Here is a 13,469-nt window from a genome sequence, read left to right on the forward strand (position 1 = left end):
CGTGACACTAAAATTGCAGCTAAGCGACATCGCAATTACATTGTATTACCCAAAAAATAAGCAATTAGCCGGCTAAGCGTCCGGCATGATGAGGATCTGCTGTTGTCAGAGTTAATGTCCCTTGTCCTTTTCCTGGCTTCCATCGGCGTTTATGCCTGGAAAGCCGGTCGTCACACCTGGTGGTTTGTGGCCACCCTGGTGGTGCTCGGCATTTTTATTGTTTTAAACATTACGTTATATGCCAGCGATTATTTTACCGGCGACGGTATTAACGACGCGGTGCTCTACACGTTGACCAACAGCCTGACCGGCGCTGGTGTAGGTAAGTATATCCTTCCGGGTCTGGGGCTGGTGGTCGCCCTGGTGGGCATCTTCGCCGCGCTGGCCTGGGTTCTGCGCCGTCGCCGTCACCGTCCGCATCATCATGGCTACAGCCTGCTGGCGCTGTGCCTGGCGCTGGCCTCCGTGGATGCCAGCCCCGCATTCCATCAAATTACCGAGCTGGTAAAATCCCAGTCGCGCGATGGCGACCCGGACTTTGCGGCCTATTACAAAGAACCCTCGAAGAAGATCGACAATCCCAGACTCAACCTGGTCTATATCTACGGCGAAAGTCTGGAGCGCACCTATTTTGATAACGATGCTTTCCCGAACCTGACGCCAGAGCTTGGCGCGCTGAAAAACCAGGGCCTCGACTTCAGCCACACCATGCAGCTCCCTGGCACGGATTACACCATCGCCGGGATGGTGGCCTCCCAGTGCGGCATTCCGCTGTTCGCTCCGTTTGAAGGCAACGCTTCCGCCTCAATGTCGAGCTTCTTCCCGCAGAACATTTGCCTCGGCGATATCCTGAAAAACTCGGGCTATGAAAACTACTTTATGCAGGGCGCTAACCTGCGCTTTGCCGGGAAAGATGTGTTCCTGAAATCCCACGGTTTCGATCACTTGTATGGTTCCGAAGAGCTGAAAACCACGGTGGCCGATCCGGCCTACCGCAACGACTGGGGCTTTTACGACGATACCGTTCTGGATGAAACCTGGAAGAAATTCGAGGAGCTTTCCCGCGCCGGTAAACGCTTCTCGCTGTTTGCGTTGACCGTCGACACGCATCATCCGGATGGTTTTGTCTCACGCACCTGTAAACGTCAGGGCTACGACATTGACGGTAAAAACAACAAGTCGTTCAGCGCCGTGACCTGTAGCCAGGAGCATATCGCGGCGTTAATCGAAAAAATCAAAGCGTCGCCGTATTTCAAAAATACGGTCATCGTCGTCTCATCTGACCATCTGGCGATGAAAAACAGCGCCTGGGATGAGCTGAATAAGCTGGATCGCAGCAACCTGTTCTTTGTGCTGCGCGGCGATAAACCGCAGCAGGAGATCATTGCCGCTAAACGTAACTCGATGGATAACGGCGCTACCGTGCTGGATATTCTGGGTGGCGATAACTTCATTGGACTGGGCCGCAGTACGCTGTCGGGCCAGTCCCTGTCGGAAATCTTCCTCAACATGAAGGAAAAAATCCTCGCCTGGAAGCCGGATATCATTCGTCTGTGGAACTTCCCGAAAGAGATAAAAGACTTCACCATCGATCAGGATAAAAAAATGATCGCGTTCTCCGGCAGCCATTTCCGCCTGCCACTGCTGCTGCGCGTGTCGGATAACCGCGTCGAGCCGCTGCCGGAAAGCGAATACTCCGCGCCACTGCGCTTCCAGCTGGCGGAATTCGCCCCGCGCGATAATTTCGTCTGGGTCGACAAATGCTACAAAATGGGCCAGCTCTGGTCGCAACAGCTGTCGCTGTCCACCGACTGGTGCGTCTCTCAGGGGCAACTCGGCGGCGAGCAGGCCGTGCAACACGTTGACAAACCGCAGTGGCAGGGAAAAACCGCGTTTAAAGATACGGTTATTGATACCGCACGCTATCAGCGCAACGTAGACCTGCTGAAAATCGTCGACAACGACATTCGTTATAAAGCAGACAGCTTCATCTTTAATGTTGCCGGCGCGCCGGAAGAGGTGAAGCAGTTCAGCGGTATTTCGCGGCCGGAATCATGGGGGCGCTGGTCTAACGCCCAGTTAGGCGATGAGGTGAAAATTGAATATACCCATCCGCTGCCGGAGAAATTCGATCTGGTGATCACCGCCAGGGCATTTGGTCCCAACGCGAATCGCCCTATACCGGTGCGCGTCGGCGATAAAGAACAGACGCTGACGCTGAGCAATGATGTCACCACCAGCACGCTGCACTTCGATAACCCAACGCGCAGCAATACGCTGGTCATTGTGCCGCCCGATCCGCAGTCCACTAACGAAGGGAATATTCTCGGTCACGCTCCGCGCAAGCTGGGGATCGGCATGGTGGAGATTAAAATTGTGAGCAGCGCTGGCTGATGACGGCGTTCACCCTTCGCCCGACGCGCATCGACGACGTCGCTGCCCTGCCCGCCATCGAACGTGCGGCGGGGCAGCGGTTTCGCGACGTTCCTGAGCTGGCCTGGCTGGCAGACAATGAGGTTATTTGTGTTGAAGATCACCTCGGTTACGCCGGACGCGGATTGAGCTGGCTGGCGCTGACTGACGACAGGCCTGTGGGCTTTATTCTCGCCGAAGCTCATCCATCGTCGCTGTTTATTGTGGAACTGTCGGTTCACCTGGACTGGCAGGGACGAGGTCTCGGACGCCAGTTAATCGCCCGTGCCGCCGCGCATGCCCGCAGTCTGGGGCTGAACTCGCTGACGTTAACGACGTTTCGTGATGTCCCGTGGAATGCGCCCTTCTACAGGCGATTAGGGTTTGAAATGCTGACGACGCTGACGCCGGAACTGCGCCAGAAACGCGAGGAAGAGACGGCGCACGGTTTAGCGTATGGTTCCCGCTGCGCCATGCGCCTGCCTCTGTAAGATCGCCCGGTGGCGTTGCGCTTACCGGGCTTACAAAACCCAATTCCGCAGGCCGGGTAAGGCGCAGCCGCCACCCGGCAAAACGCACAGCGTCAGAACGTTTCCCAGTTATCGCCCGCATCTGCGGTCGCCGGTTTACGCGCCACTACCGGAGCGGCAACGCTTTTCGCGGAGGCGAACTCGCGCGCCTTCATCTGTTCCTGCTGAATACGGAACACCGCAACAGCCTGCGTCAGACGGCTCGCCTGCTCTTCCAGTGCCGCGGCCGCCGCCGCAGACTCTTCCACCAGCGAGGCGTTCTGCTGGGTCACGCGATCCATCTCAGCCACCGCCAGCCCAACCTGGTCGATACCGCGGCTCTGCTCGTCAGACGCAGACGCGATTTCGCCCATGATGTCCGTCACGCGCGTTACCGCATTCACGATCTCACCCATGGTTTCACCCGCGCTTTCCACCAGCGTTGAACCAATTTCCACGCGCCCCACGGAGTCTTCAATCAGACTCTTGATCTCACGGGCCGCCTGGGCGCTGCGCTGCGCCAGGTTTCGGACTTCACCTGCAACCACCGCAAAGCCGCGGCCCTGCTCGCCCGCACGCGCCGCTTCTACCGCCGCGTTCAGCGCCAGAATATTGGTCTGGAAGGCAATCCCGTCGATCACGCTGATGATATCGGCGATTTTCTGCGAACTGCCGGCGATATCGCGCATGGTCTGCACCACGTTATCCACCACCTTGCCGCCTTTCTGCGCGGTTTCAGACGCGCTCAGGGCCAGGTTGCTCGCCTGACGGGCGTTCTCGGCGTTCTGCTTCACGGTGGCAGTCAGCTGTTCCATGCTGGCGGCGGTCTCTTCCAGAGAGGCAGCCTGCTGTTCGGTACGGGATGAGAGATCGTTATTACCCATCGAGATTTCGCTCGCACCGCTGTAAATGGCGTTTGCGCCGTTACGCACGTCACCCACGGTACGCACCAGCTCGCCCTGCATGTGGCGCAGGGAGTCAGCCAGTTCCCCCATCTCGTTGGAGCCTTCCACGTCGATGCGCTTCACCAGGTCGCCGCTGGCGATATGACGAATGCTGTCAATCAGACGGTTCAGCGGCGAAATCAGCGCCTGACGAATACCCAGCCAGACGGCAACAATCACCACCAGCACCGCAGCCAGCACGCTAATCAGCACCCAGATAGCCTGGCGGTAAGAACTGTTGCTGTCTTCAACCGCGGTCTGATACAGCGCGTCGTTCTGTTGCAGATAGGTGACGTACTGCTTCTCAAAGCCATCCTGATAGCTCTGGGTCGGCTGGTCGAAGAACTCATTGATCTTGCCCGCCCCCAGCAGCTGGATCAGCTCGGCCAGCGCGCCGTGGTAGATATCGTAATTACGTTTGATTTCCAGTGCCGCAGCGTCGCTCTGACGCGGGTCGCGCGGCAGCGCTTCGTAATCCGCCCAGTTTTTTTCCGCCTGTTTCAGAGACGCAGAGGCAATCTGCATCAGCTCGGCGACGGTTGAGCCGCTACCGATATTGTTCTGATCCATCATATAGCGGATACCCGCGCGGTTCAGAGTGTTACGGGTTTGCAGCAGCGCCACCCAGCTACCGTTCAGGGTGGATTGTTGCTGGCGAATGGTTTGCAGGATGGTGAAATTCTCTTTGTCATGCTTCAGGGCATTGAAGAAAAGACCACCGGATGTGAGTTGTAAAAGGCCAAATATCGCTAAAACCAGCAGTAAGCTGGTGACAATCTTGATACGATTTAACATGTTTTCTCTTTCCTCAGACAGATACAGAATTTTCGGCCTGGAAAGGGAAAACTTTACGAAAATCATCCTGGAATTTAGGGTTTTTACTCATCGTCCCGCGCGGCAATATGTCGGTTTCCAAGTTCAATAAATTCTTCCAGCAGCGCCGTGAGCTGCGTCATCTTCTCAGGGGTATATTCCGCCTCAATCTGCTGGTACGCCTCTTCCACCTGAGCCTGTGCACGCTGGTACAGCGCGTTGCCTTCTTTCGTCAGCGATACGTACAGCTTGCGCTGGTCATTCACCGGCTTTAAGCGCAGCACCAGACCGTCGCGCTCCATCCGCGTCAGAATGCCGGTCAGGCTTGGGCGCAAAATGCAGGTGCGGAACGCCAGATCGTGAAAATCCATGGAGGGATGCTCGGCCAGCACGCGGACGATACGCCACTGCTGCTCGGTCAGATTATGCCGCTTCACTATCGGGCGGAAGTAGCCCATCGCCGCTTCACGAGCCTGCAACAGCGCAATGGTTAATGAGTCATGCATCACCTTCCCCTTACATCATTAATAAGTAAACAATTTAAAACAGATGCTTTTATAGACAACACGTTGTAACCCAAAAAGTCTAACAGAAACAATGCCATTTTTTTAATCCTTTGAATTAAAAGATAATTAACTCATTTATGTAAATTTATTGTTATTCATATCACAAATTATTCACTTCTGATTGCGAAACGAACAGCAAAAGCATAAAACCAGTTCATTAACATATTAATGAAATCAAAACCGGACAGCCGGTTTGAGGAGTATGGGAATGAAAGGTACTGTTTTTGCCGTAGCGCTAAACCACCAAAGCCAGCGTGCAGCCTGGGCTGAGGCGTTTGAAAAAGCCCCCTATAACGCGCCGCCAAAAACGGCGGTGTGGTTTATCAAGCCACATAACACCGTTATTCGCGCAGGCGAGCCGATTCCCTTCCCACAGGGAGAAACCGTGTTAAGCGGCGCAACGGTGGCGCTGGTGGTGGGCAAAACCGCCAGCAAAGTCCGCGTTGAAGAGGCGGCGGCGTACATCGCTGGCTACGCGCTGGCCAACGAAATCAGCCTGCCGGAAGAGAGCTTCTACCGTCCGGCGATCAAGGCCAAATGTCGGGATGGATTTTGCCCGCTCGGCGAACCTGTCGCCGTTGATAAGGTGGACAACCTGACCATCATCACCGAGATCAACGGTCGCGAAGCGGACCACTGGAACACGGCCGATCTGCACCGCAACGCCGCCGAACTGCTGAGCGCGCTGAGCGAATTTGCCACCCTGAACCCCGGCGATGCGATATTGCTCGGTACCCCACAAAGCCGTGTCGAAATTCGCCCGGGCGATCGGGTTCGCATTCTGGCAGAGGGATTTCCGCCGCTGGAAAACCCGGTGGTAGTGGAACGCGACGTTACCATTGCTTCGCGCACGCCGCCGCACGCCACGCTGTTCGCACTCGGCCTGAACTACGCCGATCACGCCAGCGAGCTGGACTTCAAACCGCCTACCGAGCCGCTGGTGTTTATCAAAGCGCCGAACACCTTTAATGGCGACAACCAGACCTCGGTGCGCCCAAACAACATTGAATACATGCATTACGAAGCCGAGCTGGTGGTGGTCATCGGTAAAACCGCGCGTAAGGTCAGCGAAGCCGAGGCGATGGACTATGTTGCGGGCTACACGGTGTGCAACGACTACGCCATCCGCGATTATCTCGAAAACTACTATCGCCCAAACCTGCGGGTGAAAAGCCGCGACGGGCTGACCCCCATCAGCCCGAACGTGGTACCAAAAGAAGCCATCCCTGACCCGCACAACCTTCGTCTTCGCACCTACGTTAACGGTGAACTGCGTCAGGAAGGCACCACCGCCGATCTCATTTTCAGCATCCCATTCCTGATTGCGTATCTGAGCGATTTCATGACCCTGCAACCGGGCGACATGATTGCCACCGGCACGCCGAAGGGGCTGTCCGACGTGGTACCGGGCGATGAAGTGGTGGTGGAAGTGGAGGGCGTAGGCCGTCTGGTAAACCGAATTGTCAGTGAGGAGACTGCAAAATGAAAAAGATTAACCACTGGATCAACGGGAAAAACGTCGCCGGAAGTGAGTACTTCCAAACCACTAACCCGGCCTCCGGCGAGGTGCTGGCTGAAGTAGCCTCCGGGGGCGAAGCCGAAATCCATCAGGCCGTTGCCGCCGCCAAAGAGGCGTTCCCGAAATGGGCCAACCTGCCGATGAAGGAGCGTGCGCGCCTGATGCGTCGCCTGGGGGATCTGATTGACCAGAACGTGCCGGACATTGCCGCGATGGAGACCGCCGACACCGGCCTGCCGATCCACCAGACCAAAAACGTGCTCATTCCGCGCGCCTCGCACAACTTCGAGTTCTTCGCCGAGGTGTGCCAGCAGATGAACGGCAAAACCTACCCGGTAGACGACAAGATGCTCAACTACACCCTGGTGCAGCCGGTGGGTGTCTGCGCGCTGGTGTCGCCGTGGAACGTGCCGTTTATGACCGCCACCTGGAAGGTCGCGCCCTGTCTCGCGCTGGGTAACACCGCGGTGCTGAAGATGTCTGAACTCTCCCCGCTGACCGCCGACCGTCTGGGCGAGCTGGCCCTCGAAGCGGGCATTCCGGCGGGCGTGCTCAACGTGGTGCAGGGCTATGGCGCCACGGCGGGCGACGCGCTGGTGCGTCATCATGACGTGCGCGCCGTCTCCTTCACCGGCGGCACCGCCACCGGGCGTAACATCATGAAAAACGCCGGGCTGAAGAAGTATTCTATGGAACTGGGCGGCAAATCTCCGGTGCTGATTTTTGAAGACGCGGACATCGAGCGCGCGCTGGACGCCGCCCTGTTCACCATCTTCTCCATCAACGGCGAACGCTGCACCGCCGGCTCGCGCATCTTCATCCAGCAGAGCATCTACCCGGAGTTCGTCAAACGCTTTGCCGAGCGCGCCAACCGCCTGCGCGTGGGCGACCCGACCGATCCGAACACCCAGATTGGCGCGCTCATCAGCCAGCAGCACTGGGAAAAAGTCTCCGGCTATATCCGCCTCGGCATTGAAGAGGGGGCAACCCTGCTGGCGGGCGGCCCGGACAAACCGACCGATCTGCCTGCGCACCTGAAAGGCGGCAACTTCCTGCGCCCGACCGTGCTGGCGGATGTCGATAACCGCATGCGCGTGGCGCAGGAAGAGATCTTCGGGCCGGTGGCCTGCCTGCTGCCGTTTAAGGACGAAGCGGAAGGGCTGCGCCTGGCGAACGACGTGGAGTATGGCCTGGCGTCGTACATCTGGACCCAGGACGTCAGCAAAGTGCTGCGTCTGGCGCGCAACATCGAAGCGGGCATGGTGTTCGTCAACACCCAGAACGTGCGCGACCTGCGCCAGCCGTTTGGCGGCGTGAAGGCCTCCGGCACCGGGCGCGAAGGCGGCGAGTACAGCTTCGAGGTCTTCGCGGAGATGAAGAACGTGTGCATCTCCATGGGCGACCATCCGATTCCAAAGTGGGGGATCTGATCATGGGAAAATTAGCGTTAGCGGCAAAAATCACCCACGTGCCGTCAATGTATCTCTCTGAACTGCCGGGCAAAAACCACGGCTGCCGCCAGGGCGCCATCGATGGGCATAAAGAGATCAGCAAGCGCTGCCGCGAGCTGGGCGTGGATACCATTATCGTCTTCGACACCCACTGGCTGGTGAACAGCGCGTATCACATCAACTGCGCGGACCATTTCTCAGGCGTCTACACCAGCAACGAGCTGCCGCATTTTATTCGCGACATGACCTACGACTACGACGGCAACCCGGAACTCGGCCAGCTGATTGCCGACGAAGCGGTGAAGCTTGGCGTTCGCGCCAAGGCGCACAACATCCCGAGCCTCAAGCTGGAGTACGGCACGCTGGTGCCGATGCGCTACATGAACGCGGATAAGCACTTCAAAGTGGTCTCCATCTCGGCGTTCTGCACGGTTCACGACTTCGCCGACAGCCGCAGGCTGGGCGAGGCCATCATCAGCGCCATCGAAAAATACGACGGCACCGTGGCGGTGCTCGCCAGCGGCTCGCTGTCGCACCGCTTTATCGACGACCAGCGCGCGGAGGAAGGGATGAACAGCTACACCCGCGAGTTTGATCGCCAGATGGACGAGCGCGTGGTGAAGCTGTGGCGCGAGGGGCAGTTCAAGGAGTTTTGCAGCATGCTGCCGGAGTACGCCGACTACTGCTACGGCGAGGGCAACATGCACGACACGGTGATGCTGCTGGGGATGCTCGGCTGGGACAAATACGACGGTAAGGTGGAGTTTCTCACCGAGCTGTTCGCCAGCTCCGGCACCGGCCAGGTCAACGCCGTTTTCCCGCTGCCCGCCTAAGGAGTCGTTATGCCGCACTTTATTGCTGAATGTACCAACAACATCCGCGAGCAGGCCGACCTGCCGGGTCTGTTCGCCAAAGTGAACGAGGCGCTCGCCGCCACGGGGATCTTCCCGCTCGGGGGCATCCGCAGCCGCGCCCACTGGCTGGATACCTGGCAGATGGCCGACGGTAAGCACGATTACGCCTTTGTGCATATGACGCTGAAGATCGGCGCGGGGCGCAGCCTGGAAAGCCGGGAAGAGGTCGGTGAAATGCTGTTTGCGCTGATCAAAACGCACTTCGCAGAGCTAATGGCGGGCCGATATCTGGCGCTGTCGTTCGAGCTGGACGAGCTGCACCCGACGCTTAATTACAAGCAAAACAACGTGCACGCGTTGTTTAAATAACACCGCACGGTCTGTCCCCTCTCCCACGGGGAGAGGGAGAAAACAAATAAAAACAGGATATCGCCATGCTCGACAAACACACCCATACCCTGATCGCCCACCGTCTGCATCAGGCGGAACAATCCCGGGAGCAGATCCGCGCGATCTCGCTGGAGTACCCGGAGATCACCATTGAAGACGCCTACGCCGTCCAGCGCGAATGGGTGAGCCTGAAAATTGCCGAAGGCCGCGTGTTGAAAGGCCACAAGATCGGCCTTACCTCCAAAGCGATGCAGGCCAGCTCGCAGATCAGCGAGCCGGACTACGGTGCGCTGCTGGACGATATGTTCTTCCACGACGGCAGCGACATCCCCGTGGATCGCTTTATCGTCCCGCGCATCGAAGTGGAGCTGGCCTTCGTGCTGGCAAAACCGCTGCGCGGCCCGAACTGCACGATCTTCGACGTCTACAACGCCACGGATTACGTCATCCCCGCCCTGGAGCTGATCGACGCCCGCTGCCATAACGTTGACCCGGAAACCCAGCGCCCGCGCAAGGTGTTCGACACCATCTCCGATAACGCCGCCAACGCGGGCGTGATCCTCGGCGGCCGCCCGATTAAACCCGACGAGCTGGATCTGCGCTGGATCTCCGCCCTGCTTTACCGCAACGGCGTGATCGAAGAGACCGGGGTCGCCGCAGGCGTGCTTAACCACCCGGCGAACGGCGTGGCGTGGCTGGCGAACAAACTCGCGCCATACGACGTGCAGCTTGAGCCAGGGCAAATCATCCTCGGCGGCTCGTTTACCCGCCCGGTTGCCGCCAGCAGAGGCGACACCTTCCACGTCGACTACGGCAACATGGGCTCCATCAGCTGCCGCTTTGTGTAAGGAGATGACCATGCAAAACGCATTCAAAGCGGCGCTGAAGGCGGGCCGTCCGCAAATCGGGTTATGGCTGGGGCTGACCAGCAGCTACAGCGCTGAGCTACTGGCCGGGGCCGGTTTTGACTGGCTGCTGATCGACGGAGAGCACGCGCCGAACAGCGTGCAAACCATCCTGACTCAGCTCCAGGCCATCGCCCCTTATCCCAGCCAGCCGGTGGTGCGCCCGTCGTGGAACGATCCGGTGCAGATCAAGCAGCTGCTGGACGTGGGGGCGCAAACCCTGCTGGTGCCGATGGTGCAAAACGCCGACGAAGCCCGTCTGGCTGTCAGCGCCACCCGCTACCCGCCTGCCGGTATTCGCGGCGTCGGCAGCGCGCTGGCGCGGGCGTCGCGCTGGAACCGCATCCCGGAGTACCTGCATCAGGCTAACGACGCCATGTGCGTGCTGGTGCAAATCGAAACTCGCGAGGCGCTGAAAAACCTGCCGCAGATCCTGGACGTGGAAGGGGTGGACGGCGTGTTTATCGGCCCTGCGGATCTGAGCGCCGACATGGGCTTCGCCGGTAATCCGCAGCACCCGGAGGTGCAGGCCGCCATAGAGCAGGCGATCGCGCAGATCCTCAGCGCGGGCAAAGCGCCCGGCATCCTGATGGCGAACGAGCAACTGGCAAAACGTTATCTTGAACTCGGCGCGCTGTTTGTCGCGGTCGGCGTGGATACCACCCTGCTCGCCCGCAGCGCCGAAGCGCTGGCGGCCCGCTTTACCGATGTCACCACAGCAGTTGATAACAATAAATCCGTCTACTAAACGTACGATGTGGAGCGCAACATGACGACCTCAACCCTGCATAATAAAGCTGTTGAACATCGCGTTATTAATAAGCTGTTCCGTCGTTTGATCGTGTTTCTTTTTATCCTGTTTGTCTTCTCGTTTCTCGATCGCATCAACATCGGCTTTGCCGGGCTGACGATGGGCAAAGATCTGGGCCTCACGTCGACCATGTTTGGCCTGGCCGCGACGCTGTTTTACGTGACCTACGTGCTGTGCGGGATCCCCAGCAACATCATGCTGGCGAAGATCGGCGCCCGCCGCTGGATCGCCGGGATCATGGTGGTGTGGGGCATCGCCTCTACCTGCACCATGTTCGCCACCAGCCCCGAAACGCTCTACGTCCTGCGCATGCTGGTGGGCATTGCCGAAGCCGGTTTCCTGCCGGGCATTCTGGTCTATCTCACCTGGTGGTTCCCGGCCTATCACCGCGCCCGCGCCAACGCGTTGTTTATGATCGCCATGCCGGTGACCATGATGCTCGGTTCGATCCTCTCCGGGTACATTCTGGCGATGGACGGACTGTGGAACCTTAAGGGCTGGCAGTGGCTGTTCCTGCTGGAGGGGCTACCGTCGGTGGTGCTCGGCGTGGTGACCTGGTTCTACCTTAACGACACCCCGGATCAGGCCACCTGGCTGGATGATGACGAAAAGCAGGCACTCAAAACGATGATCGCCCGCGAGCAGGAGCTGGCCATTGCGCATGCCGCCACGCCGCGATCGACGCTGCGCGAGGTGCTAACGCCCGCCGTGCTGCTCTACACGCTGGCCTACTTCTGCCTGACGAATACGCTGAGCGCGATCAACATCTGGACGCCGCAGATCCTGCAAAGCTTCAACACCGGCAGCAGCAATATCGTGATTGGCCTGCTGGCGGCGATCCCGCAGTTTTGCACCATCCTCGGGATGATCTGGTGGAGCCGCCGCTCCGACAGGCTGAAAGAGCGAAAAAAGCACACTATCCTGCCGTATCTTTTTGCAGCGGCGGGATGGATGCTGGCCTCGGCGACCGATCACAATCTGATCCAGCTGCTTGGCATCATCATGGCCTCAACCGGATCGTTTACCGCCATGGCGATATTCTGGACCACGCCGGATCAGGTTATTAGCCTGCAATCCCGCGCGGTGGCGCTGGCGGTGATCAACGCCATCGGCAACGTCGGGTCTGCCGTCAGCCCATTGCTGATAGGTATTTTGCGCGACGCGACCGGCAGCTTCAGCTCGGGACTGTGGTTCGTGGCAGGTCTGCTGGTGGTGGGCGCGCTGGTGCTGACGCGCATTCCGATGACGCGCCGGGAAAGCCTTGAGCGTGAGCCGGACATCGCGGCGCAAAAGATCCACTGAGGAGCCGCTATGTGTCAGAGCCCCATCACCAACATCGATATCAGCAAGGAGTACGACGAAAGTCTGGGCACCGACGATGTGCACTACCAGTCGTTCGCCCGCATGGCGGCCTTTTTTGGCCGCGACATGCAGGCGCACCGCCACGACCAGTATTTTCAGATGCATTTTCTCGACACCGGGCAGATTGAGCTCCAGCTCGACGACCACCGTTACTCGGTGCAGGCGCCGCTGTTTGTGCTGACGCCGCCGTCGGTACCGCATGCGTTTATCACCGAATCCGACAGCGACGGCCACGTGCTGACGGTGCGCGAGGATCTCATCTGGCCGCTGTTAGAAGTACTCTACCCCGGTACGCGGGAAGCGTTCGGCCTGCCGGGGATCTGCCTGTCGCTTGCCGACAAGCCTGATGAGCTGGCGGCGCTGAAGCACTACTGGCAGCTGATTGCCCGGGAATCCACGGAACAGCTGCCCGGTCGCGAGCATACGCTGGTCCTGCTGGCGCAGGCCGTTTTTACCCTGCTGCTGCGCAACGCGAAGCTCGACGACCACGCGTCCGGCGGCATGCGAGGTGAGCTGAAGCTGTTTCAGCGCTTTAACCAGCTGACAGATGCTCATTACCACGAGCACTGGACGGTGCCGGAATACGCCAGCGAACTGCATCTCACCGAATCCCGCCTGACCGATATCTGTCGCCGCTTCGCCAACCGCTCGCCGAAACGGCTGATCTTCGACCGCCAGCTGCGGGAAGCCAGACGCCTGCTGCTGTTTTCCGACAGCACAGTGAGCGAAATTGCCTGGCAGCTGGGTTTTAAAGATCCGGCCTATTTCGCCCGTTTTTTTAACCGACTGACGGGGTGCTCACCCAGCGCATACCGGGCGCAGAAAGTACCGGTGTCGCCTGTTCCCCTCACCCCTGCCCTCTCCCAGAGGGAGAGAGAGTAACCGTCCCCTCTCCCTCTGGGAGAGGGTTAGGGTGAGGGAAATCACACTCTG

The 13,469-nt window shown here is 58.9% G+C and carries 12 protein-coding genes; 10 read left to right on the forward strand and 2 right to left on the reverse strand.

Features of this window, described 5'->3' with window-relative positions; all coding sequences use genetic code 11:
• Positions 1 to 102: 102 nt before the first annotated feature.
• Both opgB and ACOTZD_RS08070 read left to right on the forward strand, forming a co-directional pair.
• Positions 103 to 2,394, forward strand: a complete 2,292-nt coding sequence (gene opgB / locus ACOTZD_RS08065) for a phosphatidylglycerol--membrane-oligosaccharide glycerophosphotransferase (RefSeq protein ID WP_045335577.1) — start codon at positions 103 to 105, stop codon at positions 2,392 to 2,394.
• Positions 2,394 to 2,903, forward strand: a complete 510-nt coding sequence (locus ACOTZD_RS08070) for a GNAT family N-acetyltransferase (RefSeq protein ID WP_050871255.1) — start codon at positions 2,394 to 2,396, stop codon at positions 2,901 to 2,903. Before opgB ends, ACOTZD_RS08070 begins: the two co-directional genes overlap by 1 nt.
• Positions 2,904 to 2,995: 92 nt before the next feature.
• Here the strand turns inward: ACOTZD_RS08070 and tsr are convergent, their stop codons facing one another.
• Positions 2,996 to 4,660 (reverse strand): methyl-accepting chemotaxis protein, encoded by a 1,665-nt coding sequence (gene tsr / locus ACOTZD_RS08075; RefSeq protein WP_003856589.1) that lies wholly within the window; start codon positions 4,658 to 4,660, stop codon positions 2,996 to 2,998.
• Positions 4,661 to 4,743: 83 nt separating this feature from the next.
• On the reverse strand, positions 4,744 to 5,184 hold the full coding sequence (gene hpaR, locus ACOTZD_RS08080; protein WP_137041740.1) for a homoprotocatechuate degradation operon regulator HpaR: 441 nt from the start codon (positions 5,182 to 5,184) through the stop codon (positions 4,744 to 4,746).
• Between the two features lie 268 nt (positions 5,185 to 5,452).
• On the opposite strand from hpaR, the gene hpaG reads away from it, so the two are divergent.
• The 8 genes from hpaG (at position 5,453) to hpaA (ending at position 13,418) form a co-directional block, all read left to right on the forward strand.
• Positions 5,453 to 6,730, forward strand: coding sequence for a 4-hydroxyphenylacetate degradation bifunctional isomerase/decarboxylase (gene hpaG, locus ACOTZD_RS08085; RefSeq protein WP_174402127.1), 1,278 nt, complete (start codon positions 5,453 to 5,455; stop codon positions 6,728 to 6,730).
• Entirely contained in the window at positions 6,727 to 8,193 is a 1,467-nt protein-coding gene (hpaE, locus tag ACOTZD_RS08090; protein WP_003856594.1) for a 5-carboxymethyl-2-hydroxymuconate semialdehyde dehydrogenase, read from the forward strand. The genes hpaG and hpaE overlap by 4 nt, the downstream gene beginning before the upstream one ends.
• Positions 8,194 to 8,195: 2 nt before the next feature.
• Positions 8,196 to 9,047, forward strand: coding sequence for a 3,4-dihydroxyphenylacetate 2,3-dioxygenase (hpaD, locus tag ACOTZD_RS08095; protein ID WP_003856598.1), 852 nt, complete (start codon positions 8,196 to 8,198; stop codon positions 9,045 to 9,047).
• 9 nt (positions 9,048 to 9,056) lie between these two features.
• Positions 9,057 to 9,437 carry a 5-carboxymethyl-2-hydroxymuconate Delta-isomerase gene (locus ACOTZD_RS08100; RefSeq protein ID WP_003856599.1) on the forward strand — a complete coding sequence of 127 codons (381 nt, stop codon included), beginning with the start codon at positions 9,057 to 9,059 and terminating at the stop codon, positions 9,435 to 9,437.
• 65 nt (positions 9,438 to 9,502) lie between these two features.
• Entirely contained in the window at positions 9,503 to 10,306 is an 804-nt protein-coding gene (gene hpaH, locus ACOTZD_RS08105; RefSeq protein ID WP_015572593.1) for a 2-oxo-hept-4-ene-1,7-dioate hydratase, read from the forward strand.
• 10 nt (positions 10,307 to 10,316) lie between these two features.
• Positions 10,317 to 11,111, forward strand: a complete 795-nt coding sequence (hpaI, locus tag ACOTZD_RS08110; protein ID WP_022650349.1) for a 4-hydroxy-2-oxoheptanedioate aldolase — start codon at positions 10,317 to 10,319, stop codon at positions 11,109 to 11,111.
• Between the two features lie 21 nt (positions 11,112 to 11,132).
• Positions 11,133 to 12,476, forward strand: coding sequence for a 4-hydroxyphenylacetate permease (gene hpaX, locus ACOTZD_RS08115; protein ID WP_023324113.1), 1,344 nt, complete (start codon positions 11,133 to 11,135; stop codon positions 12,474 to 12,476).
• 9 nt (positions 12,477 to 12,485) lie between these two features.
• A complete protein-coding gene (gene hpaA, locus ACOTZD_RS08120; RefSeq protein ID WP_045331730.1) occupies positions 12,486 to 13,418 on the forward strand; it encodes a 4-hydroxyphenylacetate catabolism regulatory protein HpaA in 933 nt (310 codons plus the stop codon).
• Positions 13,419 to 13,469 lie beyond the last annotated feature (51 nt).

It is taken from the genome of Enterobacter cloacae complex sp. SHL022 (assembly GCF_049237785.1).
Classification (GTDB): Bacteria; Pseudomonadota; Gammaproteobacteria; order Enterobacterales; family Enterobacteriaceae; genus Enterobacter; species Enterobacter hormaechei_C.

Excerpts from the sequence above, each read along its gene's own strand:
- ACOTZD_RS08070 (WP_050871255.1), top strand. The coding sequence starts at position 2,394 with ATGACGGCGTTCACCCTTCGCCCGACGCGCATCGACGACGTCGCTGCC.
- tsr (WP_003856589.1), bottom strand. The coding sequence starts at position 4,660 with ATGTTAAATCGTATCAAGATTGTCACCAGCTTACTGCTGGTTTTAGCG.
- hpaR (WP_137041740.1), bottom strand. The coding sequence starts at position 5,184 with ATGCATGACTCATTAACCATTGCGCTGTTGCAGGCTCGTGAAGCGGCG.
- hpaG (WP_174402127.1), top strand. The coding sequence starts at position 5,453 with ATGAAAGGTACTGTTTTTGCCGTAGCGCTAAACCACCAAAGCCAGCGT.
- hpaE (WP_003856594.1), top strand. The coding sequence starts at position 6,727 with ATGAAAAAGATTAACCACTGGATCAACGGGAAAAACGTCGCCGGAAGT.
- hpaD (WP_003856598.1), top strand. The coding sequence starts at position 8,196 with ATGGGAAAATTAGCGTTAGCGGCAAAAATCACCCACGTGCCGTCAATG.
- ACOTZD_RS08100 (WP_003856599.1), top strand. The coding sequence starts at position 9,057 with ATGCCGCACTTTATTGCTGAATGTACCAACAACATCCGCGAGCAGGCC.
- hpaH (WP_015572593.1), top strand. The coding sequence starts at position 9,503 with ATGCTCGACAAACACACCCATACCCTGATCGCCCACCGTCTGCATCAG.
- hpaI (WP_022650349.1), top strand. The coding sequence starts at position 10,317 with ATGCAAAACGCATTCAAAGCGGCGCTGAAGGCGGGCCGTCCGCAAATC.
- hpaX (WP_023324113.1), top strand. The coding sequence starts at position 11,133 with ATGACGACCTCAACCCTGCATAATAAAGCTGTTGAACATCGCGTTATT.
- hpaA (WP_045331730.1), top strand. The coding sequence starts at position 12,486 with ATGTGTCAGAGCCCCATCACCAACATCGATATCAGCAAGGAGTACGAC.